Source organism: Natrinema pallidum DSM 3751 (genome assembly GCF_000337615.1).
Lineage (GTDB): Archaea > Halobacteriota > Halobacteria > Halobacteriales > Natrialbaceae > Natrinema > Natrinema pallidum.
Genome location: NZ_AOII01000072.1, coordinates 40,504 through 66,771 on the forward strand (window position 1 = coordinate 40,504; position 26,268 = coordinate 66,771).

At 65.9% G+C, this 26,268-nt stretch carries 25 protein-coding genes and 1 pseudogene; 12 read left to right on the plus strand and 14 right to left on the minus strand.

All coding sequences use genetic code 11. The annotated features are described in order from the left end of the window. Position 1: 1 nt before the first annotated feature. Positions 2-445, minus strand: a complete 444-nt coding sequence (locus tag C487_RS11715) for a hypothetical protein (RefSeq protein WP_006185977.1) — start codon at positions 443-445, stop codon at positions 2-4. Positions 446-706: 261 nt separating this feature from the next. On the opposite strand from C487_RS11715, the gene C487_RS11720 reads away from it, so the two are divergent. After that, positions 707-964, plus strand: a complete 258-nt coding sequence (locus C487_RS11720) for a hypothetical protein (RefSeq protein WP_006185978.1) — start codon at positions 707-709, stop codon at positions 962-964. Between the two features lie 274 nt (positions 965-1,238). Here C487_RS11720 and C487_RS11725 read toward each other — a convergent pair whose 3' ends face one another. Continuing rightward, on the minus strand, positions 1,239-1,748 hold the full coding sequence (locus C487_RS11725; protein WP_006185979.1) for an SHOCT domain-containing protein: 510 nt from the start codon (positions 1,746-1,748) through the stop codon (positions 1,239-1,241). A 257-nt stretch (positions 1,749-2,005) separates the two neighbouring features. Next, positions 2,006-3,265: a hypothetical protein gene (locus tag C487_RS11730; protein ID WP_006185980.1), complete on the minus strand. Its 1,260-nt coding sequence runs from the start codon at positions 3,263-3,265 to the stop codon at positions 2,006-2,008. A 122-nt stretch (positions 3,266-3,387) separates the two neighbouring features. On the opposite strand from C487_RS11730, the gene C487_RS11735 reads away from it, so the two are divergent. Then, complete coding sequence (locus tag C487_RS11735) at positions 3,388-3,687, plus strand: hypothetical protein (protein ID WP_006185981.1); 300 nt, start codon at positions 3,388-3,390, stop codon at positions 3,685-3,687. After that, complete coding sequence (locus C487_RS11740) at positions 3,611-4,144, plus strand: TIGR03668 family PPOX class F420-dependent oxidoreductase (RefSeq protein WP_083864594.1); 534 nt, start codon at positions 3,611-3,613, stop codon at positions 4,142-4,144. The genes C487_RS11735 and C487_RS11740 overlap by 77 nt, the downstream gene beginning before the upstream one ends. Positions 4,145-4,160: 16 nt before the next feature. Here the strand turns inward: C487_RS11740 and C487_RS11745 are convergent, their stop codons facing one another. From C487_RS11745 to C487_RS11760, 5 genes and pseudogenes are all read right to left on the minus strand, one after another. Further along, positions 4,161-6,698: a heavy metal translocating P-type ATPase gene (locus tag C487_RS11745; protein WP_006185983.1), complete on the minus strand. Its 2,538-nt coding sequence runs from the start codon at positions 6,696-6,698 to the stop codon at positions 4,161-4,163. 144 nt (positions 6,699-6,842) lie between these two features. Further along, positions 6,843-8,069, minus strand: a complete 1,227-nt coding sequence (locus C487_RS11750) for a beta propeller repeat protein (RefSeq protein WP_049908113.1) — start codon at positions 8,067-8,069, stop codon at positions 6,843-6,845. A gap of 283 nt (positions 8,070-8,352) precedes the next feature. Further along, positions 8,353-8,457, minus strand: a pseudogene (locus C487_RS19610) (arsenate reductase/protein-tyrosine-phosphatase family protein); the annotation flags it as partial. Between the two features lie 17 nt (positions 8,458-8,474). Then, entirely contained in the window at positions 8,475-9,638 is a 1,164-nt protein-coding gene (gene arsB / locus C487_RS11755; protein ID WP_049908102.1) for an ACR3 family arsenite efflux transporter, read from the minus strand. Next, on the minus strand, positions 9,631-10,029 hold the full coding sequence (locus C487_RS11760; protein WP_006185986.1) for an ArsR/SmtB family transcription factor: 399 nt from the start codon (positions 10,027-10,029) through the stop codon (positions 9,631-9,633). The genes arsB and C487_RS11760 overlap by 8 nt, the downstream gene beginning before the upstream one ends. 140 nt (positions 10,030-10,169) lie before the next feature. Here C487_RS11760 and C487_RS19615 point away from each other — a divergent pair, with 140 nt between their 5' ends. Continuing rightward, positions 10,170-10,589 carry a RidA family protein gene (locus tag C487_RS19615; protein WP_083864596.1) on the plus strand — a complete coding sequence of 140 codons (420 nt, stop codon included), beginning with the start codon at positions 10,170-10,172 and terminating at the stop codon, positions 10,587-10,589. A gap of 215 nt (positions 10,590-10,804) precedes the next feature. On the opposite strand, the gene C487_RS11765 is transcribed toward C487_RS19615, so the two are convergent. After that, positions 10,805-11,101, minus strand: a complete 297-nt coding sequence (locus C487_RS11765) for an Hsp20/alpha crystallin family protein (protein WP_006185988.1) — start codon at positions 11,099-11,101, stop codon at positions 10,805-10,807. A 251-nt stretch (positions 11,102-11,352) separates the two neighbouring features. On the opposite strand from C487_RS11765, the gene C487_RS11770 reads away from it, so the two are divergent. Beyond that, complete coding sequence (locus C487_RS11770) at positions 11,353-12,093, plus strand: hypothetical protein (RefSeq protein ID WP_006185989.1); 741 nt, start codon at positions 11,353-11,355, stop codon at positions 12,091-12,093. Between the two features lie 96 nt (positions 12,094-12,189). Here the strand turns inward: C487_RS11770 and C487_RS11775 are convergent, their stop codons facing one another. Together C487_RS11775 and C487_RS11780 are read right to left on the minus strand one after the other, a co-directional pair. After that, positions 12,190-13,779: a sulfatase gene (locus C487_RS11775; protein ID WP_006185990.1), complete on the minus strand. Its 1,590-nt coding sequence runs from the start codon at positions 13,777-13,779 to the stop codon at positions 12,190-12,192. 260 nt (positions 13,780-14,039) lie between these two features. Further along, positions 14,040-14,945 (minus strand): phosphatase PAP2 family protein, encoded by a 906-nt coding sequence (locus C487_RS11780; RefSeq protein ID WP_006185991.1) that lies wholly within the window; start codon positions 14,943-14,945, stop codon positions 14,040-14,042. Positions 14,946-15,130: 185 nt separating this feature from the next. Here C487_RS11780 and C487_RS11785 point away from each other — a divergent pair, with 185 nt between their 5' ends. The 4 genes from C487_RS11785 to trpB all read left to right on the plus strand — a co-directional run bounded on the left by C487_RS11785 (position 15,131) and on the right by trpB (position 19,457). After that, entirely contained in the window at positions 15,131-16,816 is a 1,686-nt protein-coding gene (locus C487_RS11785) for an NADH-quinone oxidoreductase subunit D (RefSeq protein ID WP_006185992.1), read from the plus strand. A 179-nt stretch (positions 16,817-16,995) separates the two neighbouring features. Then, complete coding sequence (locus tag C487_RS21030) at positions 16,996-17,139, plus strand: hypothetical protein (RefSeq protein WP_006185993.1); 144 nt, start codon at positions 16,996-16,998, stop codon at positions 17,137-17,139. Positions 17,140-17,142: 3 nt separating this feature from the next. Next, positions 17,143-18,126 carry a YeiH family protein gene (locus tag C487_RS11790; RefSeq protein ID WP_006185994.1) on the plus strand — a complete coding sequence of 328 codons (984 nt, stop codon included), beginning with the start codon at positions 17,143-17,145 and terminating at the stop codon, positions 18,124-18,126. 179 nt (positions 18,127-18,305) lie between these two features. Then, positions 18,306-19,457 carry a tryptophan synthase subunit beta gene (trpB, locus tag C487_RS11795; RefSeq protein WP_006185995.1) on the plus strand — a complete coding sequence of 384 codons (1,152 nt, stop codon included), beginning with the start codon at positions 18,306-18,308 and terminating at the stop codon, positions 19,455-19,457. Between the two features lie 51 nt (positions 19,458-19,508). On the opposite strand, the gene C487_RS11800 is transcribed toward trpB, so the two are convergent. Beyond that, positions 19,509-19,919 (minus strand): HIT family protein, encoded by a 411-nt coding sequence (locus tag C487_RS11800; protein WP_006185996.1) that lies wholly within the window; start codon positions 19,917-19,919, stop codon positions 19,509-19,511. Between the two features lie 240 nt (positions 19,920-20,159). Then, positions 20,160-21,221, minus strand: a complete 1,062-nt coding sequence (locus tag C487_RS11805; protein WP_049908114.1) for a glycosyltransferase family 4 protein — start codon at positions 21,219-21,221, stop codon at positions 20,160-20,162. Positions 21,222-21,378: 157 nt separating this feature from the next. Here C487_RS11805 and C487_RS11810 point away from each other — a divergent pair, with 157 nt between their 5' ends. The 3 genes from C487_RS11810 (at position 21,379) to C487_RS11820 (ending at position 25,093) form a co-directional block, all read left to right on the plus strand. Continuing rightward, the gene (locus tag C487_RS11810; protein WP_006185998.1) at positions 21,379-23,190 is read left to right on the plus strand and encodes a S9 family peptidase; all 1,812 of its coding nucleotides are present in this window, start codon (positions 21,379-21,381) and stop codon (positions 23,188-23,190) included. A gap of 98 nt (positions 23,191-23,288) precedes the next feature. Further along, positions 23,289-24,260, plus strand: coding sequence for an ABC transporter ATP-binding protein (locus tag C487_RS11815; protein ID WP_006185999.1), 972 nt, complete (start codon positions 23,289-23,291; stop codon positions 24,258-24,260). After that, the gene (locus tag C487_RS11820; protein ID WP_006186000.1) at positions 24,257-25,093 is read left to right on the plus strand and encodes an ABC transporter permease; all 837 of its coding nucleotides are present in this window, start codon (positions 24,257-24,259) and stop codon (positions 25,091-25,093) included. Before C487_RS11815 ends, C487_RS11820 begins: the two co-directional genes overlap by 4 nt. Before the next feature lie 15 nt (positions 25,094-25,108). Here C487_RS11820 and C487_RS11825 read toward each other — a convergent pair whose 3' ends face one another. After that, positions 25,109-26,170 (minus strand): NAD(P)-dependent glycerol-1-phosphate dehydrogenase, encoded by a 1,062-nt coding sequence (locus C487_RS11825; protein ID WP_006186001.1) that lies wholly within the window; start codon positions 26,168-26,170, stop codon positions 25,109-25,111. Positions 26,171-26,268: the final 98 nt, after the last annotated feature.

The window sequence follows — 26,268 nt, forward strand, 5'->3', positions numbered from 1 at the left end:
GTCATTCGTCGACACAGTCATCCCTACGCACCCCGCGCTGGCGCTCGAGTTCGCGCTCGTGGGCCTCCGCGGCGGGTCCGCGATAGGCCGTCGTAAACGAGCGCGACCGATCGGTCGGCGACGGATCGCGGTCGGGAGCGTCACCTGGTCGGTAGGGGATCATCGCCTCGGGACCGACCAGCAACAGCGCGACCTGGCAGGCCTCCGATCTGATCCCGCGGACGTGCCGCGCGGCTTTGCGACGCGCCTCGCGGTCGGTGTGCTCGAGGGCCGCGTCCTCGTCCTGGATGGCCGCGAGCAGCGTGCGCGTGAGGTAATCGATCGACGCGAGACAATCGCGGATGGATTCGGGTTGGTGCCCACCATCGGCGCGGACTCGAGCGTTCGTCGGCGATGCATCTACTCGGTCGGGGCCTTCAAGGCCCCGCGAAGTGTGGTCGGACATGGCTTCCGGAGCGCTGATACGGGAGCTACTGCGGATCGGTGCCGTGAACACCGGTCCGTTTCTCGAAGCATCCCACCTGACCGAGCGGGGGATTCCGTAGCTTCCGTCCGGATCGCATTTCGCGTCCGATTGACTTAGTACCTTTGCATATACAAACTCAAAACTTCACAAATACGAATTTGAAGATGCTGAAATACGCAGATACGAGTGGTTTCGGTCGCATGGGCGGGTTCTATTGGCAAGTAGCACACGGACTCCGGTATGCGAGAACGCGCCGACTGGATGGTTCCGACCGACGATGCGATTCTGGAGTACGTCCGGGATGCAGGCGAAGTCCCACCGGCAGTTATTGGACGCAATATCGATTCCCATCCGAACTATACCGGTCAGCGCTGCCGCAACCTTGCCGATAACGGGCTACTCGACCGCAAAAGTGACGGTTACTATTCGCTCACGGAGCTAGGTGCCCGCTATCTCGATGAAGACATCGATACAGGCGAGTTAGATACTGACCACTGATGTCTACTCGGAGATTGGTTACGCGACTCGAGCACGGCTACTACGAGACCGACGACCCCGGTGTGCAGTCTCTCGAGGGTGACCTCGACGGAGCCGACCTCGAAGCGGACGACGACTAATTGCTGCGTAGACCGCGGACACTGGGATGCGCGACCGCGTGAATCGACAGGACCGCTGACGACGCGATTCCGACTCGAACACGGCGTTCGGGTCGCCGTTGTCCTGACTGCGCTACGGCACCGGCCGCCCGAAGCCGATCCGCGACAGCAGCCGCTTACCGGGGACGGTCCTCGATGTCGCTGATCGACTGCGACTCGGACTGTGATCGGCCATCCGACGACTCGTCCATCAATTCGGCCACTTGCCGTTCGAATTCGGAGTCACTGATTTCGCCCGCAACGTACTGCTCTCTGAGCTGTTGTTTCCGATCGTCGGCCGTCGGTTCGACTTTCTCGGCGGCATCGAACTGTCGGAGCAGCGGGTACCGCTGTTCGAGCCGTGTGACGATCGAGACGAGTCGATCGTCACGCGGGAGCGACGCACTCCGGAAGACGGAGACGACGGTTGCGGCGAGAAATCCCACCGCGATCACGCCGAGGACGAAGACGACCAGAATCCACTCGGCGGCTGCGCCGAGCATCGTCAACACGATCAGCACCTCGTTGGCAGGGACACCGCCGGAAAGTGCCGCCAGCCCGTCCAGTATGCCGATCAATCCGGCCCCGGCTGCCAGAATGCCGGTGACGACGAACCCGGCGAAATATACCCAGTGTCGAGCGCCCATATCTCACTGCAAAGCGCGGAGCGGGATTAAATCCACAGGATCGCGGACACAGTTTAGTTCGAATCCGGTGCATCCGTCCTGTGCGTGCGTGTTCGACCGGACGGTCCGATGCGCCGCTCGCTCATCGTGCCGACGTACACGAGCGGCAGAGCCGCGGGTCCGTTGCTCGCCGCGTTCACGGTTCACGGCCGGCACGCGACGGGGCATCGTCACCTCCGCCCGAAATACCGACGCGCCGGGGGCCACGACGAACCACCTCAGACAGGGTTCCGAAGCGCCCAGACGTCCGCGCGGGGCTCGAGCCGGCTCGGTTCCGCCCCACGCTGCGTAAGGATGCCCGCGTGGTACAGCATCGCCTTCAGTTGGAACACCGTCGGCGAGTGGTAGACGGAACCGTCCTCGAGTGCCGCGGGTCGAAGCTCACCGTCTTCGGTAAGCACGCGGCTCCGGACGCCGTCGGTCCCGCGGATGAACAACTCGACGGTGAACGACGGATGCAATCCGTGGAGGTAGTCCACGACAGCCACGAGCGACGGCTCCGCGAACTCGTCCTCGTGCATGCACTGGAGTTCGTGGACGAGCAACGCCGTCGCCTCGTAGTCGAACAGCACGCGGCGGGCCAACTGGCCCCACGCCGGCGCGAGATCGGCGAACCGCTTTCCGGAGCGGTACCAGTTCTCGAACTCCGCGAGGGCCGCCTCGACGGACCCGTAGCGCCCCATCGCGAATCGGACGACTTCCTCGCCGAGCGAGGTCAGTTCGACACCCGCGCTGCCCTCGACATCGACACCCTCCTCGATCAACCCGAGGAACGCGGCCCCCTGCCGGGCGCTATCGACGGCACTTACGACCTTGTACTCCGACAGCAGCGTCTCGGTGTCACCGGCCGCGTAGTGTGCCAACGGATAGCCCAGATAGTTCTTCGGATGGTTCAGGCCGAACGACGCGTCCGCGACCCCCTGTGCGCTCGCCTGAAACCGCAGCGCCGTCGCCTCGGTCGTCGTCCGATTGCCGACGACGCGGGGCACCTCGAGCGGGTCCACGCTCCCGGCGGCATCGACGCCGAGCACGCCGACGTTCAACTCCCGCGCGAGCGTCCGATCGGTCTCGGAGATGGCGGCCGCCGGCGCGGCGAGATACGCCGCGTTCGCCTCGTGAAGTCGATCGTAGGCCTGGAGGATACCACGCTGCGTATCGACGCCGCCGCTGGTCTCCCCTTTCGCCTCGATGGCGATCAGCGGCGGCTCGTCGCCCAGCCGCTCGACGGCGAGGAGATCGGACTCGAGGTCGCGGACCCCGACGAGGTCGGGATACCCGCTTCCGATCCGAACGTGGTTAAACGGTGCCAGACGGTCGCGGACGGCCGGGTCGACGGGCTGTCCGGGGAGCCACTCCGCCATGGCGAACTGGGTGTCGGCCACCGCGTAGGCGGTCGACTCGTCCTCGTCGGGAAAGAGCCGCCGCTTCGTGTGGGCCAGCACCTGCGGTTCCGACAGCGACCGGGCCGCGCTACTCATGGCTCAGCATTGGCCACCGGTCCCAATAATGTTCTGGCGAGCGAATCGATCGCGCCCAGCTCGTGGCGTGCACCTGTCACTGCCGAACCGGTCGGCCGGGGACCGTCGCGGGCCATGCGTTTGTGTCTCGAGCCCGTACAGACGAGGATGACCGAGGCGACATTCGTCTACGCGACGGCTGCGGCTTCTGTACGTGGTGGCCGGCGGACGTCGACGAGCGAACGGCCCTCCGCATCGTCGGCTTCAGCGACTGTACCGACGTCGCCGAGCCGGTGAGGGATGCCGTCGAGTTCCTCCGTCAGTTCGAGGACGACGAACGCATCCGCGAGCGCTCCTCCCAGTGGGTTGCCGACAACCGCGGCCGTTTGGGAACGTCTCTCTCGAAGACGCCGCCGGCGCGCCAGCAGTCCGACGACGGCTGACCGAGCGACGGTCGACGCCCAGGGGCGACCGCACGCGGTCCCGATCTGTTTCGCGGTGCTCGAGCCCGCGGCTCGAGCGGTTCGGCCGGAGCCGGCGAACGCGAGTGGGACCGGGAACGGTACACCGGACGACGGAACCGGCGGTATCAGACTCGTCTCGGCGATCGACGAGAAGCCGAAATCGACCGCCGACCTCCAGCGCGTGCGGAACGTTCGGGCGAACCCGCGCGTGACGGTGCTCGTCGACCGCTACCGCGAGGACTGGTCGCGTCTCGCCTGGCTTCAGGGTCGCGGCTGGGCGCGGATTCTCGAGTCCGACGCATCGAGCTACGCCGACGCCGTGAGCGCGCTCGAGGCGAAGTACGACCAGTACGGACGCCACGAACTCGGCGACCGTCCGATCGTCTCGATCGCGATCGGGCGGACCGTCTCGTGGGGAACGCTCGCGGACGGATAAGCGCGTGCGAATGCGGTCAGTCGTCGACGAGCGATCGCTCCGCGTTCCCGACGATGAGAAGGGTCCCTGCGACGACGGCGACGGTCGTCACCAGCGGGTTTACGACGCCGAGGGCGGCCGCGGGGACGGCGATCGCGTTGTAGACGAACGCGAGCCCGAGGTTCTGCCTGAGCCGGGCGCGTGCGGCCCTCGCCAGGGCGAACGCACGTTCGACCGACGCGAGGTCGTCGTCGACGATCGCGATGTCGGCGGCATCGGCGGCGAGCGCCGTCCCGCTGCCAAGCGAGATGCCCAGATCGGCCGCGGCGAGCGCGGGTGCGTCGTTCGTCCCGTCGCCGACCATCGCCACGCGGTCCTCGACCTGCATCCGCTCGACCGCCGCCGTCTTGCCGTCCGGCGAGACGCCCGCGAAGACGTGATCGACGCCCGGGTGCCGGTCGAAGACGTCGGCCGCCGTCCCGTCGTCACCGGTCAGGACCACGATGTCGACCCCGTCTTCGTCCAGGGCCGCGACCGTCTCGTCCCACGCCTCGCGGGGTTCGTCGCCGACGATCACGACGCCCTCGGCGGCCCCGTCTCGGCCGACGACGACCGGGAGCCGGCCGGTCTCGCGCGCCCGTTCGATCGTCGCCTCGAGATCGGACGCGAGCGTCCACCCGCGGTCCCGAAAGAGGTCGGGATGGCCGACCAGTACCGGCCGGCCGTCGACGATGCCCTCGACGCCGGTCGCGTGGGTGTGAAACTCCCGGACCGGTAACTCGCCGGGGACGGCCGATCCGCCGTCGGTACGGGCCGTTCCGTCGGCGTCGACCGCATCACCGTCGCCGCCGAACGCCGCGGCGATCGCCGCCGCGGCCGGGTGGGCCGCTCGCTGCTCGAGGGCGGCGGCGGCCGCGAGCAGGTCGTCGGGAGCGTCGGCTTCGCGAACGGTCATCTCCCCGGTCGTGAGCGTCCCGGTCTTGTCGAAGACGACGATGTCGACCGCGCGCAGGCGCTCGAAGACGGTCTCGTCGAAGACCACGATCCCGCGCTCGAGGGCCGCCTCCAGGCTCGCGGCGACGGAGTACGGCGTCGCGAAGCCGAGCGCCCACGGGCTGGCGACCATGAGCGTCATGAGGGCGGCCAGGGCGGCGGTCAGCCCGCTCGCCCCGGTGAGGAACACGCCCGCGCCGACGACGATCGCGGCGGCGATGACGATCGGGACGAGGGTCGCGGCGAACTCGTCGGCCCGGTGTGTGACCCCGTGGTCCGCGCTCTGGACGTTCCAGACGACCCGCGTGAGCCGCTCGATGCTGCTGGTCGTTCGCTCGCCGACGTCGACCACCGCCGCATCGGTGGTGACGACCGACCCCCCGACCACGTCGTCGCCCGCCGTTTTCGAGACCGGGAGGGACTCGCCCGTCACGACGGCCTCGTCGACCGCACAGTCGCCCTCGGACAGCGTCCCGTCGACGGGGATGCGCTCGCCCTCCCGGACGAGCACGCGGTCGCCGGACTCGAGGTCGGCGACGGGGAGTTCCGTCGTCGAGCCGTCATCGGCGTACAGCCGAGCGGTGTCGACCTGCGAGACGGTGAGGTCGGTCAACCGGTCCGTCGCGCGGCGCTTGACCGTCGCCTCGTAGTAGGTCGCGCCCATCACGACCGAGGCGACGATGATCGTCAGATCGAAGTAGAGATTGGTCTGCCCGAGAGCGGAGACGAGGACGCTGAAGACGTACGCGCTGAGTACCGTCAGGGCCGCGAGCAGGTCCGTCGTGGGCCGTCGGAGTTTCAGACTGACGTACGCGCCCCGCAGGAGCGGGCCGCCGGTCAGGTAGACGATCGCGCCGGTCATGAACAGAAACAGGGGCAGATACAGCGGCCCGCTGAAGCCGGTGAACGCACCCTCGAAGTGCTCGATCGCCCCCCAGTCGGTAAACGACGTCAGAAACATCGGGTAGAGGACGGCCACGAACGGCAACAGGAGGAACGAGCCGAAGACGACGCCGACGACGTACCGCATCTCGAGCATGTCCTCCGAGCGGCGCTTGCGAAGCCCGGACATCTCCCGGGAGCGGCGGGTGCCGCCGGTCTCGTCGTCGGCAGTCGCGTCCTCCCGGAGATACGCCGTGTAGCCGAGCGTACTCAACGCGTCCGCGAGCGCGTCGGTCGCGATCCGTTCGGGATCGTGATCGACGCGGATCGTCTCCGTGACGTAACTCGCCTCGGCCTCGCAAACGCCGTCGCGACCCTCGGCGACGGCCTCGAGGAAGGCCTCGCAGGTCGCGGAGTGCATGCCGTCGATCCGGAAGAACGTGCGGACGGTCCCGGCCGGTCGTTCGTCGCCCGTTGCGGTCGGCTGCGGGTCGGTCTGCGGGTCCGTGGACTGCGAGGGGTCGCCGTCGTCCACGGCGGAGCCGCCGCCGTCGTCGCTCGTCCCGAACTCGGCGGCCACGTCTCGGCAGCCGGCCGAGCAGAACTCGTCCGGGGCCGACTCGGCGTCGGGCTCCGAGTGCGGTGTCCCGCACAGCCGACAGCGGTCGTCCCAGTCGCCGCCCGTGCGTCGATCGCTCACAGTGGTAGCTGTGGGTTCGACGGCCATAACAGTGACCGATCGTACCGCCCGCCGAGGTGGCCGGCTCGCCGCCGAGTCGCGTCCTCCGCCGACGTTTTGGCGTCCAGGCCGTTCGCGAGCGGGGATGTCGCCCCGTCGCGGCGCTCAGCGTCGTTCGACGACGGTCCCCTTCTCGCCGACCGCGACCGCTCGCTCGCCGGTGGTCGCCGTCGAAACGGCGATGAGTGCGTCCGGTGCCTGCGTCCCGACCCGGTCCCAGCCGGCCGCACGCGTTCGTTCGTAGAGCACGCCGTCCGCGTCGCAGGCGATCGTCTCCCCCTCGCGGCGGGCGATCCCGCAGATCGCCTCGTCACCGACCCGGTCCGGCGTCCACGTCGAGCCCCCGTAGCGGTGGACGACCCCGTCGTCGTCGCTCACCAGACAGTCGCCCCGTCCCAGCGTCGCGAGGGCCTCGAGCGTGCCGTCGGCCCCGTCGAGACCGACGCGATCGAACGAGTGGCCGCCGTCGGTCGTCTCGAAGACGCTGTCGTTCGTGTCACAACAGTAGCCGACCGACGCATCCGCGAGCGCGATCGCGCTCAGACTCGCGCCGCTGCCCGGCGTGATCGGGTCGTCCCACGCGCACTTGCCGTCACGATACCGTCCGCGGAGGACGGTCCCGGAGCCGGTGATCAACAGAACCGTCTCGTCCCCGCTCGTCCCGCCGACGGCGACCCCCACCCAGTTGTCAGTGCTGTCGGCGGGTGCCGTGTAGTCCGTGTGACGCCCCGTCTCGGCCTCGAGCCGGCCCAGCGAGCCGCTGTCGCCTGCGACCCAGACCGCCTCGCCCCCGTCGGTGGCGTCGACGCCGGTGAGTTCGTCGCCCGCGGCGGCCGGCCCGTCCTCGAGAACGATCGACCACGCACCGGTGTCGGCACCGTCGACCGGCGCTCCCGCGAGGACCAGCCCGTTTTCGCCCACTGCGTAGACCGCTCCGGCGTCGGTCACGCAGACGTCCCGGAGCGTCGCGTCGGTCGGCACATCGACGAGGTGCCAGTCAGCGTCGCGGTCGTCCTCGCCCGCGGCGGCCGGACCGTCCCCGGCCCCGGTCCGCTCGAGGGGCGGGCCACCGCCACCCGCGATAGCCGCATCGCCTTCCCCCTCGGCAGCCGTATCGCCGTCGGTTCGACCCGCCGACGGCCGCCACAGGTAGAGCGCGATCGGGGGCACGATGTAGGTGGCCAGCGCGAGGGCGATGAACCCGCGATGGAAGACTGCCAACGTCCCGAACGCCGTCAGACCCGCCGTCGCGACCGCGTGGACCCATGTCTTCGTGTAGTCGCGAAAGAACGAGACGAAACCGCCGCGCGGGCGCGTATCCTGGGTCGCCATTGGGCGTGGCTGCTCGAGTGAGCGTACCGGACTGGCGCGCAAAAACGTACTGCCGGCACGTCCGGTTCGGGACGGGCGCTCGATCGTCTCCGCGTCCGGGTCCCGATCGACGCGGGCCGCGTCGATCTCGAGGTCGTCCGCGAAGTCGTCTACGGAATCGGCTGGCTGGGTGCCACCAGTCCTGGTTTCGATAGAATCGGCTATCGTAGCGACTGACAGTCGATGCACACCTGATCGCACGAGGGCGTTGCGATCAGTGTGTAAACCGTTTCAGTTGCTACTATAACTCTCGGATATCACGCTCGCGCTCAGCGAAGGCAGATGCCATCTGCGAGCGCCCAGCGTTCTGTATACAGACGAACGCGATACATGTCGTGTTCTTACTCATAGTGTGGTTGCTGTTGATTAGTCGTCTTCTGATACGGCTGTCTCGGTTGGATCGACTATCTGTCCCGTCTCAAAGCCGTCCCAATCGAACGTACGTTGGAAGTACAGCGCCACATGGACGAGTGCGAGCAAGACGGGTACTTCGATAAGCGGGCCGACGACGGTCGCGAAGGCGACACTAGATCCGACTCCAAAGACGGCGACTGAAACGGCAATCGCCAACTCAAAATTATTCGATGCCGCGGTGAATCCGATTGCGGTCGTCGTTGAGTAGTCCGCTCCAATGCCGCGACCCATCCCGAAGCTTACGAGGAACATCACAACGAAGTAAATCGTCAGTGGGACGGCAATCAACAGAACGTCTGCTGGGGCCCCGACAATGTTCTCGCCTTGCGTGGCGAACATTACAATGATGGTGAACAGCAATGCGATCAGCGTCAGTGGATCAATTTTGGGAACAAATTCGTCGTCATACCACTCCTCGCCCTTCGTTCGCGTTCCGACATACCGAGTAAGGAACCCACCTGCAAAGGGGATACCAAGGAAAATAACGATTGCTTCGAACACTTGCATCGGCGTGATATCGAAGGTCGTAATCCCGGTGACAAGCGTCTCCATACCCAATAGCGGCGGGAGGAAGAGGGCAAAGAACCAGACGTACACCCCATAGGTGAGGATCTGAAAGAGACTATTGAACGCGACTAAGCCGGTAACATACTCAGTCGATCCTTCAGCAAGTTCGTTCCAGACCAGCACCATCGCGATACACCGGGCCATTCCGATGAATATGAGTCCAAGGAAATACTCGGGACGAGCCGGTAGACCGGGTACAAGCCCGCTGAAGAAGATGGTTGCAAGCCCGAACATTAGCGTCGGGCCAATCAGCCAGTTCTGAATGAGGCTCAACCCGAGAACCCGCCAGTTACTGAATACAGTCGGAAGCCGCGAGTAGTCCGCCTTCGCCAACGGTGGGTACATCATTAAGATAAGACCGAGTTCGACGAGGTGGAGGTCCTGAATTGGTCGGGTCACTGACGGAGCGGCATAGCCGATGCCGACACCAATCGCCATCGCACCGAAGATCCAGACAGTGAGATACTTATCCAGAAAGTCCATTGACCGTGGATCGCCACAGCTCTCGCAGCCGCAGTTCGGGCCGTGTTCGTGGGTAGTGTTACTCATCGTTCACGCTCCCTCCGAGGACTGTTACGAGGGCGACAGCACGCTTGGTCGCTCGGTACTTCTTCCAGCGTCCGTCGTTCCGACTCGAGACAAGCCCCGCTTCGACGAGTGCTGAGAGCGCATGGCTGAGACCACTCTCGGTCACATCGACGACCGCGTTCAATTCGCAGACGCAGAGTTCCGTTTCTGCGGCGACGAGAACGCGAACGAGCGTATATCGCGTCTCGTTGGCCAGCGCTGAAAGAACGTCGAGTTCGGCGTTGACCTGTTCCGGCCCAATCGCTGCTTCGAGCGTGCTGAGTTCGTTGAGCCGTTCTTCGAGATCCTCGTTGCGACACTCTCCGAGTTCGTCTTCGAGATATCGTTGTAGTCGGTCCGTTGCTTGCGCCATCACCAGTCGATTGATGAGATACTAAATTAATACTTCCGGTAGAAATCTGCTGTATCGAGTATGTGGTCTACGTACGGGAAGTATCCACACTATTAGAATAGACCCCAATATTTTTGATTGAGCACTCTCTAAACTCTCCTATGGAAAACAAGCAAAGAGCTGAGTCCCGTCCTGTTCGTATCAGTGAAACCAGTCGGAAGCAACGGAACGGATCGGAGTTCGTTGGTGCGTTCGGGAAGAAAACCGGGAGTTCTGATCTTCTTTTTACTGAGGGCCTACTTCCAGAACAGGATGGCACAGTCGCTCGTAACGAACCACCGTCGCGGCAGTTAGAAATTTGTCTCGAAAAACTCGAGGCGGAACTGAACCGATATGGCAAAGGCTTGGATAACGTTCTCCAATTAACACTATATCTTACAGATATGGATGCGTATGAGGAGATCAATGAGACTTACGAGCAATTTTTCGACACGACGTGTCCTGCGCGGACAACAGTAGGTGTTTGCGAACTGCTCGGTGGTGCGGTGGTGACTGTTGATGGTGTTATCGCCATTGAATGAAGTATTACGTTCGCACACCTACCTAACAGCTGTGTCACCGGATACGATGTCTAACGAATCGGGTTTCAACAGAGCCAGTTGCTACTATACTCGTCGCTCATCGTCGTACCCGCGATTCGACACCTCGCGGGATCAATCTCGGGCAAGCGAATACCGGCTACCGGAGTCGAGCGGTCGGATCGGCCCGCTCGAGGCCGTGTGGTCCGGACTACCGATCACTCCGTGCGGGGCCGCGTGACCAGCGAGACGGTGAGAATACCGTTGTTGTAGCTCGCCTCGCGATCCTCGCCGAATGCGAGGTCCGACGTGAGCGGTGTGACGGTCCGCTCGAGGACGTGGTCCCCCCGGTCGACGGTGAGTCGGAGGCGACGGGAGTCGGCTTCGATCGTCACGTCGTCGATTCCTGCGGGGGCGATGTCGACGACGGCTCGGAACCGGTCGGCCGCGTCCTCGTAGACGAACTGCGTCGGGAAGGGAAACGACGCCGCGTCGGGTGCCGAACTGGCGGACATGAGACGGCGTTCCGCCGACGGACGGAAGGGTCCCAGGGTGAACAGGTGTACGTTTGATATCCCTGTCGAGCACGGGACGGACGGCAGCCGCCCGGCGGTCCGACCGCGCAGTGGGGACGATCGGGACCGGCCACCGGTCCCCAAGTCACTGTCGCGATCGAGCGGGAGACGCGAACGGGCGTCGTATACTGGTTTTATACCTCACATATCGGAACAGCAGTCATATTGTCCTCCAATGGGAATCAGTACTCGTGACTACTAAACTCAATCTCAGCGATGCACTCAGCTACGGGCTCGATCGGATCACGACCCGTGGCGGAGCGATCCTCGTCGTCGTCTACGCACTCTTCCAACTCGCCATGCAGGTGAGCGTGCAATCGCTCTTTTCGCGGGTGCTCGCGGACGTGTTCCCCGACGAGAAGTCCTCACAGCTCTATCCACTCGCCGTCGACCTGCCGATCGCCGTCAGTGCCGGGGTAACCGCCCTCCTCGTGCTCGTCGGGGCCGTTATCGGAGTCGTGACGATACGGGCGCTATACGCGGGAATCAACGACGTTCCGACGGCGGACCATACCCGTCGACTCGCCCGAACCGCCGGCGTGACGGTCATCGTCTCCGTCGTCACCTTCGTTGCAGTGCTGGTCGGGACGGCCTTTCTCATCTTCCCCGGCATCTTCCTCGCGGTCAGTCTGGTATTCGCCACCGTCGTCGTTATCATCGAGGACGCTGGCGTCATCGAATCGCTCGAGCGGAGTTGGGAACTCTCGTCCGGACATCGGTTTCGCCTCCTCGTTCTCGGGGTGATTATCGGTGCCGGCGGCGGGCTGGTTAGGCTCGCGTTCGGCATCGTCGGCGTGTTCGCTCCCGTCGTCGGCGAGCTAGCGACGACGGTCACGTCCGGCGTTCTCTCCCTGTTCGGTGCCGCGGTTCTCGTCGGTGCGTACCGACAACTCGCCGGGGATCGAGAACCGCGCAGTCCGTCCGAGTGGTGACGGCGGTCCGACCGACGCGGTGATGAGTGTGATTCGACCGGCGGCGATTACGACGGGGGAGCGAGCCACTGTCCCCGCGTCGTCCCGCGGCACTCCTCAGAGGTAGCCGAGGTCCGCCAGCCGCTCTTTGGTCCCGTCGCGCATCTCGACCTCGCCCGCGCCGCTCGCCTCGGCGAGCGGGTCGAACCGGTCCTCGAGTCGCCGCCGCAACGTCCGGACCCGTTCGGGTTCTGCGTCGCTGATATCGGTGTGTTCGAGCGGATCGGTTCGCACGTGGTGGAGCCGCTCGGAGCCGTCGTCGCCGCGGACGTACTTGTACTCGCTCGTGCGGATCGCCCGCAGCCGGCGGTCGAACTCCCGAACGGCTGCCGGAACCTCGCCGAACCGGGCTTCGAGGCGCTCGATCGAGGGCTGCGGCGCGACGTACTCGGCGAAGACGGCGTCGCGGTTCCGGACATCGGACGCGGGGTGGAGCGACCGACTCGACCACTGCTCGCGGAGCTCGGGATCGTCGATTCCGGCCGTCTCGAGCAGCGTCGCCGGGAGGTCGAGCAGTTGGGCGAGGTCGGACCGTCGCCCGCCGCCGGTGAACGGACCCCCGTGACAGACCAGCGGGACGGTCAGCAACGTGTCGTAGAGGTTGTACTGGTGGCCGAAGAAGCCGTGTTCGCCGATGTGCTCGCCGTGGTCGCCACAGACGACGAACAGGGTGTCCGGCCACTCGCCCGCGTCCTTGAGAGCGGTTCGGAGCCGACCGAGTTGGGCGTCGACGTAGGCGAGTTCGGCGCGGTAGAGTCCCCGGAGCAGGGCGAACTCGTGATCGGAGATGTCGTAGTCGTCACAGTCGTAGGCGCGGGGGTCCTGCCTGATCGCGGTCGCCTCCTCGTAGCTGGCTCCCACGGGGAGGAACCGTTCGGCGTACTCCCGCGGCGGGTCGTACTCGACGTGGGGTTCGATGAAGTTGCAGAACAGAAAGAACGGACGGCCATCGTCGCGGTCGCCGAGCCAGTCGGCGATCCAGTCGACCGCGCGGGCGGAGCCATCGTCGCCGGCTGGCTGGAACAGTTCGCTGTAGAGGATGTTGGCGGCGTTGACGACGGGGTTGCCGTCGAAGAGACGTGCGCGGGTCGCGAGGAGTTTCTCACGGATGTCCTCGCCGCGGACGACCGCGCCCATGTCGGCGTCGGACTGAATGTACTGCCAGCCCTTGCGGAGGTCCGCGAAGCCGCGATCGAAGCCGAACTCCGCGGTGATCCAGGTATTGTTCGAGACGCCGATCGTCTCGAACCCCGCGTCGGCGAAGGCCTCGGGAACGGTTCGCAACTCGTCGTCGAGATAGGTGTGGCCGCCGTGCGTGCCGTGTTCGGACGGATAGGTTCCGGTAAAAAGCGACGCATGAGAGGGAAGCGTCCAGGGCGCGGTCGCGAACGCGTTTTCGAACGCGGTTCCCTCCTCGGCGAGTCGTGTCAGTGTCGGCGTCGGGTGCGTGCCAACGGAATCGTCGCTCGAGGCGGGTCGGTCGTCCGGTGCCGAGCGGAGCCCGACGGAACCGGTCGGGGCCGCGTTTCGCTCGGCTGGCACCGACTGCGTCCCGACGCTTTTCGCCCGCGCCGTATCGAGGACGACGAGAACGACGTTCCGCACAGCACGATGTGACTCGTCGTCACGTCCGTTGGAGTCCGACATGGATACGCTACTTCCACGGCAGGCAGGGAAGGTCACCAGCCCGGAGTATGCAGGGCGTCGATGGCTGTTACCGGCTGATTTCCCGACGGATACGCCGAGCACGGGACGATCCGAGATCGGTCCGGGAACCGCGGCGGCCCGACCCTACGGGTCGAGTCGTCACCGTCGACCGCCCCTTCGTCCGGCTGGGGTCCACGAGCGGACGCTGCTGGACCCGGACGCGGACCCGATTCCCCACGGAGCGGCACTCGAGAGCGCGTTCAGAGATCGCTGCCGCGCTCCGAGTAGAGCACGGGAAGTGTGACGAACGCGGCGACGGCGAGCCCGAGGACGCCGCTCCCGGCGAGCGACGAGATGGGCCAGTAGTAGCCCGAGATCGCGAGCAGGGACACGACACCGGCGGCGACGGCCGCGGCTCTCGCGGTGAGGGCGCGGCTCCCGTGAATCGGGCCACGACCCGCGTCGACCTCTCGAGCGAGGGCGGCGAACTGCCAGCCGGCGAACGCGCCGACCGACGCGCCGACGAGCAGGACGGCGTCGGAAGCGGCTCCGCTCGTGACGAACGCGACGGCGGCGAGGGCGACGGCCAGTCCGAACCCGAGCGTGCCCCGCCGAGCCGGGTACCGATCCAGAAGCCGCCAGACGAGGAGGAGAAAGACCAGTCCGATGCCGACGCCGGCGACGACGTCGACGAGGTAATGGACTCCGAGGCCGACCCGGGAGAAACAGACCACCGTCACGATTCCGGCGGCTCCGACGTATCGCTGGCGGCGCGTGCCGACGGAGCCGTACTCGGCCAGGCTCAGGTAGACGATCGTCGTCAGCAGGGCGTGGCCGCTCGGAAACCCGTACCCGGTCGCCGTCGCGGTGGCCTCGTACAGCGGGTGGACCGCTTCCGGGAGCGCCTCGATGTCCACGAGCGTCCGCTCCGGCCGCGGCAGCGCGAAGACGTGTTTCAGCGCCGTGATGAGCGACAGGCCGGCCAGCAGTAATCCGAAGACGGCGGCGATCCGGTCTCGGTTGTCGGTCTCCAGCCAGTAGCTGGTCCCGACGAGCGCCCCCAGGAACCACACGTCGCCGAGTTGGGTCACCACCCCGAGTACGACGACGGCCCACTCGGGGGCCACCTCGCGGAACGCGTCGAACCAGCCGATCCCTCGAGTCATACTTACGCTACGGACGACGACGCATATAAGCGATTCCGCTCGGCCGGACGGCCGACGCCGCGAGCGGCCCCCGATCGATGTCGTTCACTCGCCGCGGACCGTCACGCGAACGCGGGAAAACCCTCATTTCCGTGTCACTTGTAGGTTTCCGAGACGCGCCATCGCTCGGCGTACGAGGGACCCTCATGAGTGAGATATCGGAGCCCCAGCGCGGGCGTATCGATCCGGAGTACGACCACCGGCGCGTGGACGGCGTCGACGAGGGGCGACTCGAGACGCTGCTCTCCGAGTACGCGATCGGTCGGGACGATCACGAGAACGCGCCCGCGTTCGTGATCCGACCGGACGACGTGCAGGCGGTGATTCGCCTGTTGCGCGACGAAGCCGGGTTCGACCACCTCTCGTGTATCACGTCCCAACAGTACGAGGATCGCTACGAGTCGATCATCCACATGACCAAATACGATCGGCGGACCCACGAGGTGACGCTGATCGTTCCGTTACCGCCGGCCGAGCCGGTCTGTGAATCCGCCGAACCGGTCTTCCGGACCGCCGACTGGCACGAGCGGGAGGCCTACGACCTCGTCGGCATCGAGTACGCCGGCCACCCGGACCTCCGTCGAATTCTCCTCCCTGAATCGTGGCAGGGACACCCGCTCGCACTCGAGTACGACCAGGACAAACCGCAGGTCGTCAGCTACAGCGAACACGCGAACCCGCTCGCGGCGGACCACCGCGTCACCGAGTCGGACACGATGTTGCTCAATATCGGGCCACATCACCCGGCAACCCACGGCGTGCTCCACCTCGAGACGGTACTGGACGGCGAGTCGGTCGTCGAGGTCGACCCCGATATCGGCTACCTCCACCGGTGTGAGGAACAGATGTGCCAGAACGGCACCTATCGTCACCAGATCATTCCGTACTCGAACCGCTGGGACTACACGGCGAACCTGCCCAACGAGTGGGCGGTCGCCCGGGCGATCGAGGACATCGCCGACATCGAGGTTCCCGAGTACGCGCAGGTCCTGCGGACGATGGCGACCGAGTTCGGCCGACTGCTCGGCCACTTCCTCGCGGTTTCGACGTTCGCCCTCGACGTCTACGGCGACTTCACGGCCATCTTCCAGTACGGCATGCGCGATCGCGAAGTCGTCCAGGACATCTTGGAGGACCTGACCGGCCAGCGGATGATGTTCTACTTCTTCCGGCTGGGTGGCGTCTGCTGGGACCTGCCCGACCCCCGCGCGGCGTTCATCGAGAAGTGCCGGGACTTTCTCGACGAACTCCCCGCAAAGGTCGACGAATACCACGATCTGCTGACCGGCAACGAGATATTCCAGATTCGAAGCATCGATACCGGTGTCCTCGAGCCAGCAGTCGCCAAAGAGTACGGCTGTACGGGCCCCGTCGCTCGTGGTTCCGGGATCGACTACGATATCCGACGGGACAACCCCTACGGCTACTACGACGATCTGGAATGGGATGTCGTCACCGAGGACGGCTGTGACAACTACGCGCGTGTCCTGGTCCGCCTCCGCGAGGTCGAGGAGTCGGCGAAGATCATCGAGCAGTGTCTCGACTTGCTCGAGGACTGGCCCGAGGACGAGCGGACGGTCCAGAGTAACGTCCCGCGGACGCTCAAGCCGGACGCCGGAACCGAGACCTATCGCGCCGTCGAGAGCGCGAAGGGCGAACTCGGGATCTACATCCGTGCGGACGGCTCGAACTCGCCGGCGCGGTTCAAGATCCGCAGCCCGTGTTTTCACAATCTCTCAGCGCTGCCGGAGATGGCCGAGGGCGAGTACGTCGCGGACCTGATCGCGTCGCTCGGGAGTCTCGACATCGTGCTGGGAAGCGTCGACCGGTGATCGGTCGGACGCACGCGGCTCCCGTCTCGGCCGATCGACACCGAACGCCGAGTCCTCGAGCGGCGTCGCAAGGAACCGACCGGTCACGACACCCGTCCGCCGCAAGTAGCAGCAATATAGTCCGCTATCTCCGACGAGAGGGAGAACTATTAACTGTCGCGGTATCAGGAGTCGAACGTATGTCGATGTCGATCGATCGGTGGCGGTGGAGTACCGTCATCAGAGATCGCTGGACAGCGCTCGAGCGCGACTGGCAGAGCGTCGTCGTCGGTGCAACGATCGTCGGACTCGTCAGCGTTCTCGGCCTGCCGATCCCCTGGTGACGAATGGGCGTCCGCCGACTCCTTCCGGGGATCGTCGCGCTCTGTCTCGGTGCCGTCCTGGCCCGGTGGGTCGCCCGCGTCGTCGGCGTCAACCACCTGCTCGTCGCCATCGCGCTGGGCGTCGTCGTCTCGAACGCCGTCGGCCTCCCGGACGACTGTGACCCCGGCGTCGCGACGCACAAGCTGTGGCTCGGGTCCGGGATCGTCCTCATGGGTGCGTCGATATCGACCGCGACGGTTCTCGAGGTCGGGGGACCGGTCTTTCTCGTCGTGCTCGCCGTTACCGGGATCACGCTCGTCGTCGTGGAACTCCTCGCGCGAAACGTCTTCGGCCTGACCGAACGGCTGGGGACGCTGCTCGCGGCCGGGGCGAGCATCTGTGGCGTCTCGGCGGTCGTCGCGGTCGCCGGTGCCGTCCGGGCGACGGAAGACCAGGTCGCCTACGCGGCGGCGACGGTCCTGCTGTTCGACGCGATTACGATCGTCGTCTACCCGATCGTCGGCGACCTGCTCGACCTATCCGGCGCGGTCTTCGGAACGTGGGCCGGCGTCAGTATGTTCTCGACCGGGCCGGTCGTCGCGGTCGGCTTCGCCTACTCCGACGCCGCCGGTCAGTGGGCGACGATGACCAAACTCTCGCGAAACGCCCTGATCGGGGTCGTCGTTCTCGGGTACGCGAGCTACTACGCACAACGTGGAGACGACGGCGCAGCCTCCATCCGGACCCTCTGGGCCGAGTTCCCGAAGTTCGTGCTCGGCTTTCTCGCCCTCGCCGCGCTCTCGAGTCTCGGCGTCTTTTCGTCGGCCCAGCAGGCCTCGATCGAACACGCGTACAACTGGTTGTTCCTGCTTGCGTTCGTCGGCCTCGGGACCGAAATCCGCCTCGCCGACATCAAGAGCACCGGGCTACTGCCCGCGGTCGTCGTATTGCTGGCGTTGCTCGTCGGGAGCCTCCTCTCGTTGACCGTCCTCTCCGTGCTGTTCTGAATTCGTCGCGAGGGGTGCCGATCCGGTCCCGTGGCTCCCGATCCGTTCGGAGACCGTGTCATCGGTGTCGGTAATACTTTCGGCCGCACCACGGGGGCCGCCGCGCCGCCGCTGGCTGCGAGGCTGAGCCCTCGAGCGCACGGAACTTACTTGACGATGAGCGCGCAACCAACCGTCATATGTCCAACGGAACGTTCGAGGGCTACGGCGGGCGACACGTGCCGGAACCGCTTCGGGAACCGCTCGAGCGACTCGCGACGGTCTACGACGATATCGCGGACACCGAGGCGTTCCAGTCCGAATTACGGGACGTGCTCGAGGAGTTCGCCGGGCGGCCGACGCCGCTGTACTACGCCCGAAACTTGAGCGAGCGCTACGGGGCCGAGATCTACCTCAAGCGGGAAGACCTGCTCCACGGCGGGGCCCACAAGATCAACAACGCGCTCGGTCAGGCGCTGCTGGCCAAGCGGGCGGGTCGCGACCGCCTCATCGCCGAAACCGGGGCCGGCCAGCACGGCACCGCGACCGCGATGGTCGGTGCCCTGCTGGGCCTCGAGACGGAGATCTACATGGGGAAGAAAGACGTCGAGCGCCAGGAAATGAACGTCTTCCGCATGCGGCTCATGGGAGCCGAGGTCAACGAGGTTACCCGCGGCGACGAGGGCCTGGCCGATGCCGTCGACGCCGCGCTCGAGGACTTCGCCGAGAACGTCGAGGACACGCACTACCTGGTGGGCAGCGTCGTCGGCCCCGACCCGTTCCCGCGGATGGTTCGGGACTTCCAGAGCGTCATCGGTCGGGAGGCCCGCGAGCAAATACAGGAGCGGACCGGCGACCTGCCCGACGCCGCGGTCGCTTGCGTCGGCGGCGGGTCGAACGCGATCGGGCTCTTTCACGCGTTTCGGGACGATCCCGTCGCTTTCTACGGTGCCGAAGGCGGCGGCGACGGTGCGACCTCGAGCAAGCACGCGGCCCCGCTCGCGAAGGGGACTGACGACGTCATTCACGGCATGAAGACCCGCGTCATCGACGACGACGTCGAGGTCCACTCCGTCTCCGCGGGGCTCGACTACCCCGGCGTCGGCCCCGAACACGCCATGTTCCGGGCCGTCGGTCGCTGCGACTACACCGGCGTCACGGACGACGAAGCGCTCGCGGCGTTCCGGGAACTGAGCGAGACCGAGGGGATCATTCCCGCACTCGAGTCCAGCCACGGGATCGCTCGCGCGATCGAACTGGCGGAGGCCGGCGAGCACGAAACCATCCTCGTTAACCTCTCGGGGCGCGGTGACAAGGACATGGAGACGGCAGCGGCGAAGTTCGAACTCTGAGCGCCGACTCGAGACGCCACGGGCGGTCCACCGCTTGCGGAGCGCAGGCGGTCAGAGGTGCCCTCGGACGCGATTCCGCAGTTGTGTTGCCTCGTCGGCCTCGAGTCGGGTCCGCGGGAGCGATAGGGACACGTCGTCGTCCGCGAAGCGGGGCACGAGGTGGACGTGCGCGTGCTCGACGGTGCCGACGAGCGGCCCGCTGGTGTGAAAGACGCTGAACCCGCGCGGCTCGAGCGCCGTCTCCAGCGCGTTCGAGACGGTGCGGACCGTCTCGAAGACGGCCGTCGCGGTCGATTCGTCTATCGTCAGGACGTCCGACTCGTGGGTCCGCGGAACGACGAGGCTGTGTCCCGTCGTGGCCGGATTCTCGTCCAAAAACGCGACGGTGTGCTCGGTTTCGGACAGAACGTACGCCGATCGCTCGCCCGCGACGATCCGACAGAACTCACAGTCGTCGTGCATACCCGAATACGATCATGAACGAACATATAGGTATCTCCGGTCGATGCGGTGAGCCCGCTACCACTCTTCCGGCGCGGTCGCGGCTCGATGTCCCGTTCGACCGACTGCACGAACGGGACTGCAAGGGAGACGAGAACGACGGCCGAAAATACTCGTGTCACGGCCCGTCTCTGTCGGAAAGAAGACCGTGAAGTCGGACAGCAGCGCGGCTGAATGACGAACTCGTCTCCCCACCACCTGCTACAGTACGCCGTGCTCGTCGCGGAGCGCTCGGTACCGCTCGAGGTACCGGTCTGCCACCGCCGACCGGTCGTAGTCGGCGAACGCCTCGTCGTACGTGCGATGCTCGAGATCGCCCGCGGCGAGGATGGCCTCTGCGAGTTCGACCTCGCTGGTCGTTCGGAATCCTCGGTCCCTCCCTTCGACGAGTTCGTGTGCGCTGGAGTTGGCGTGGTACTCCACGATGCCGACACAGCCGGCGGCCAGCGCCCACAGCATCTCCGTCGGGAAGACACAGTGGTCGGCCGTCTGCGCGAAGACGTGAGCCCCGCGGTAGGCCGCGATCCGATCCTCGAGATCGAGGTCGCCGACGAAGGTCACCCGGTCTTCGATCCGGAGGTCGGCCGTCAGTTGTTCGTACGCCGCTCGCTCGGGTCCGTCGCCGACGACCGTCGCTTGCCACTCGCGATCACGGAGTTCGGCCAGCCCCAACAGCAGGCTCTCGAGGTTGGCACCCGCATCGAGTCGCCGGGCGTAGATTACGTCGACTTCCGCGCCCGGTTCGACATCCCGAATCCGGTCGCAGTCGATCGGGTTCGGGATCGTCTCGATGCAGTCGCCGTCGGCCCCGAGTTCCCGGACCCACGTCCCGACGAGTTCCGACGGCGTGACGATCCGGTCGGGCCGCCCCGCGGCGAGCCGCGTCCACCGCGTGTCGTCGATGCCGCCGTCGCCGTACCACTCGAGGACGAGCGGTGCACGGGCCATCGTCGCACCCAGTGTAGCGGCGACGACCTGGCTCGGCGGCTGGGGGCCGACGTGGATCACGTCCGGGCGCGTGGCCGCGAGGACGAACGGCAACCGCAGGAGGAACGAACTCCGGGCGTCCGTCCCGGTCGCGACTGCGTGGTACGTTATCCCGTCGTGTTCGTATGTCGACTCCTCGCCGGCCCAGAACCCGGCACAGTACCAGTGGACGTCGTGGCCGCGCTCCGCGAGGAGGTCACAGACGGTCCGAAACCGCTGGTTCGTCTCAGTATCGCGGTGGTGAACCGTTTCGAACGAGACGAACGCGATTCGCATCTGCTCACAGCATCCCAGTGAAAGGATAAAAATCACCCTGTTTCCGTCGAAAGCGGGCCTGACAGTCACCGAGTTGCCGGTCGGTACGTCACGTTCGTCGCGGGCGGAACCGGTCCCGACCGAAACGACTACCCCCTCGAGTCCGTACGGCTCTGGCATGCACAGCTACGACATCGAGCGCTACCTCAACATTCGGAGCGCCTACGGTGCCTCGTTCGGTCCCGACGGCGAACGGCTCTCTTTCCTGCTGGACACGACCGGCACGCCGCAGCTCTGGACGCTCGAGGAACCCCGCGGCTGGCCCGAACAGCGGACCTTCTACGACGAGCGGGTGACCTTCGCCTCGTGGTCGCCCGAGCGCCCGGAGCTGCTCTTCGGGATGGATGAGGGCGGCAACGAGCGCGCACAACTGTTCCGGCTCGATGCCGAAACCGGCGCGATCGAGAACGTGACGGCGATGCCGGAGGCCAAACACCGCTGGGGCGGCTGGAGCCACGACGGCGACCGGTTCGCGTTCACCTCGAACCGCCGGGACGAGTCCGTCTTCGACGTCTACGTCCAGAACCGCGACGAGACCGGGAGCGATGCCGAACTCGTCTACGAGGGCGACGGCTGGCTCTCGCTGTCGGGCTGGAGTCCCGACGACTCCCGGCTGCTGGTCTCACAGGCCTACTCCAACTTCGATCAGGATCTGTCCGTGCTCGACCTCGAGACGGGTGATCTCGAGCACCTCACGCCCCACGATGGCGACGTACGCTACCAAAGCGCGAACTGGGCCCCGGACGGCGAGGGGATCTATCTCGTCACCGACGAGGGCGAGGCGGAGACGCTCTATCTCGCCTATCTCGACCTCGAGACGGGTGATCTCGAGCCCGTCGTCGACGGCGAGTGGAACGTCGACGGCATCGCGCTGGACGACGACACCGGCCGGTTCGTCTACTCGGAAAACGTCGAGGGATACACCGAGCTGACCGTCGGGGAGTTCGACGGGGCCGATCCGACCGCGTTCGAGACGTTCCCCGAACCCGACCTGCCGGGCGGCGTCTCCGGCGGCGTGAGTTTCGGTCCCGATGCCGAGCGGGTCGCGCTGTCGACGACCGGCGACGCGGTGCATACGAACGTCTTCGTCGTCGACATCGAAACCGGCGCGACCGAACGGTGGACCGACGCGCCGACGGCGGGCGTGCCGCCCGAATCGTTCGCCGAATCGAACCTGGTCCACGTCGAGAGCTTCGACGATCTTTCGGTGCCCGGCTTCTTTACCCTCCCCGACGGTCACGAAGCCGGAGCCACGCCCGTGATCGTCGACATCCACGGCGGCCCCGAGAGTCAACGCCGGCCCTCGTTCTCGAGCGTCAAGCAGTACTTCCTCGATCGGGGCTACGCCTACTTCGAGCCGAACGTCCGCGGCTCGTCGGGCTACGGGGCCGAGTACGCGAGCCTCGACGATGTCGAGAAACGGATGGATTCGGTTGCGGACATCCGAGCCTGCGTCGAGTGGCTACAGGACCACCCCGCGATCGATCCGGACCGAATCGTCGCGAAAGGCGGCTCCTACGGCGGGTTCATGGTGCTTGCCGCGCTGACCGAGTATCCGGACCTCTGGGCGGCCGGAATCGACATCGTCGGCATCGCCAACTTCGTCACCTTCCTCGAAAACACGGGCGATTGGCGGCGCGAACTCCGGGAAGCCGAGTACGGGTCGCTCGCCGAGGACCGCGAGTTCCTCGAGGAGGTCTCGCCGATCAACCACATCGAAAACATCGACGCGCCGCTGTTCGTTCTCCACGGTGAGAACGACCCCCGCGTCCCGGTCGGCGAGGCCGAACAGATCGCCGAACAGGCCGCCGAGCAGGGCGTTCCCGTCCGGAAACTGCTCTTCGAGGACGAGGGCCACGGCTTCTCGAAACTCGAGAACCGCATCGAGGCCTATTCGGCGATCGCCGAGTTCCTCGACGAACACGTCTGAGCGGCCCGGGCCGCCGTCGACCGGCTTTCAGTCGATAAGTATTTCCATGCTTTAATTTTAGAAGGGCTTATATTTACCGCGGCAGGGCTACCTCACGTATGCCCGCTATCGAAACGACTGCCCTGACCAAACGATACGGCGAGGACGTCATCGCCGTCGACGACCTTGACCTGACCGTCGAAGAGGGAGAGGTGTTCGGGTTCCTCGGTCCCAACGGGGCCGGAAAGTCGACGACGATCAACCTGTTGCTCGATTTCGTCCGCCCGACCGAGGGGGCCGCGACGGTGCTCGGTTACGACGTCCAGCGAGAGCCGAAAACGATCCGCTCGCGCATCGGCGTCCTCCCCGAAGGCGCGACGTTGTACGACCGGCTGACCGGTCGCGAACACCTCGAATGGGTCATCGACAACAAAGGCAGCGACGACGATCCGGACGAACTCCTCGACCGAGTCGGTCTCGAACCCGAGGCCGCGGCGCGATCGGCCGGCGGCTACTCGAAGGGGATGGCCCAGCGACTCGGGTTCGCGATGGCGCTGGTCGGGGATCCCGACCTCCTGATCCTCGACGAACCGTCCTCCGGGCTCGATCCCAAGGGGATGCAGGAACTGCGCGAAATCATCACCGCCGAAGCCGACCGCGGCACGACCGTGTTCTTTTCGAGCCACATCCTCGGGGAGGTCGAGGCGGTCTGCGACCGCGTCGGGATCATGAACGACGGCCGACTCGTCGCGACCGGGACCCTCGACGCGCTGCGGGAGAACCTCGACTTCGACGCCTCGATCTCGCTGGACGTCGAGCGCGTCCCCGACGCACTCGTGACCGACCTCGAGACCCACGAGGGCGTCCACTCGGTGACCGTCGACGGATCGACGATCACGGCGTCCTGTGCCAGGACGCCCGTAAAGTACGAGGTCGTAACCCAGGTCGGTGCGGCGACGACCGTCCTCGACATCGTTTCCGAGGACACCTCCCTCGAACGGCTGTTCAACACCTACACGGACGGCGAGCAGTCGGGCGAGGGTGACGTCGACGCCGGTCTCGCCGAGGTCGAGACGGAGGTGTCGGCATGAGCGTCCTCTCCGTGGCGAAGAAGGACTTCCTCGACGTCCGACGGTCGAAGAGCGTCTGGATCGTCAGTGGACTGTACACGCTGCTCGTGGTGTCTCTCTTCTACACCGGACGGAGCGGAACGGTGGAACCGAACGTCGTCTCTCAGTTGTCGGCCCTCGCCAGCGTCGGACTGCCGTTTATTCCGATCATTGCGCTCATGATGGTGTACCTCGCGATCGCCGGCGAACGGGAGTCGGGGAGTATCAGATACCTGCTCTCGCTTCCGAACACGCGACGGGACATCGTCCTCGGGAAGTACCTCTCCCGCGGGGCCATCGGTGCCAGTGTGATTCTCGTTGCGTTCGGCGTGGGCGCGGTGACGGCGGTTCTCTGGTACCCGTCACTCGAACCGACGGTCTTCGCCGGCGTCGCTGGCCTGACCGTCCTCCTCACGCTAGCGTACGTCTCGGTCGCGATCAGTATCTCCGCTGCGACGGGGTCGCGGTCGCGGGCGATGGCCGGTTCGATCGGGTTCTACATCGTCAGTAATCTCATGATGCTCGTACCTGCCTTTTCGATCGTCGCCGCGATCAAGTACGTGCTGAACGATCAGTTCGGGATGGGGCTCTCCGATCACCTGTTCGAGTTTATCCGCATGCTCAGTCCGACGATCGCATTCAGAAAAGCCTTCCCGCTCGTCGTGCCGAGCGACATCGAGACGTTCATGGTGAACGTGGACCCCTCGGCCCCGGCCTACCTCGCGCCCGAAGTCGCCCTCGCCATCCTCGTCGCCTGGCTCGTCGTGCCGGCCGCGCTCGGTCTGTGGCAGTTCAACCGGGCCGATCTGGGTTGATAGGTCCGGTCACTCTCAGCCGATTACGCCCGTTTTCGTCGCCACGTCTCGAGCGGCCCGTTCGTTCATCCCGTTGCCCAGGATCGTGTATCGGTCGCGGATCTCGTGACAGGTCGTTAGCGCCTCGATCATGGTCTCGTCGTCGAGACCCAGTTCCGCCGCAGTCGTCGGCGCGTCGATGCTCGCCAGCGCGTTGCGGATGTCCCGCCAGATACCCCGGTCGCCGCCGTGGAGATAGGCAGTCATGATCGAGCCGACGCCGACCTGATGGCCGTGCAGGGCCGCGCCGGGCGCTAAGCGATCGAGCTGGTGCGAGAAGAGGTGTTCGGCCCCGCTGGCCGGTCGGGAGGAGCCGGCGATGCTCATCGCGACCCCCGAGGACATGAGCGCCTTGGTGACGACCCAGGCCGACTCCTCGAGCCCGGGTCGGATGAGGTCGGCGTTGTCGACCAGGATTTCGGCGGTCATCTCCGAGAGTGCGGCGGCGTACTCGGAGTACTCGACGTCCTGGAGTCGCTGGGCGAGCCGCCAGTCCATCACGGCGGTGTAGTTCGAAATGATGTCGGCGCAGCCGGCGGTCGTCAGGTCCCACGGTGCGTCGGCGAGAAGCCCGGTGTCGGCGACGACCGCCAGCGGCGGTTCCGCGGCGACGCTGTGTCGGGAGTCCCCGTCCGGTACCGAGCCGCGATTGCTGACGATGCCGTCGTGGCTCGCCGCAGTCGGAACGGAGAGAAAGCCCATCTCGAGGTGGTGGCTGGCCAGTTTCGCGATGTCGATGGCTTTCCCACCGCCGATGCCGACCAGATAGGAGACTTCCTCGGCCTCGGCGACCTCGATCACCCGTTCGACGGCGTCGAAGGTCGCCTTCTCGATCGTGACGATCGCGGGGTCGATCCCGGCGGCTTCGAAGTCGGTCGCGATGGGATCGGCGGCGACCTCGCGAGGCGTCGGACTGGTGACGAACAACGGCCGTCCCTGTAAGTGGAGATCGTCGACCACGTCGACGACCTCGCTGCGAACGTCGTGGCCGACGACGACGTTTCGCGGGAGGCGGATCCACGTCGATTTGTCGAACATACCGGACCTGACACACCCCCGGGACATGTGCTTTTCCTCGTGGCCGCGCTGATCGACGCGACCCCGCTCGATCGGTCCCGACGTGAGCGACGCGAGCG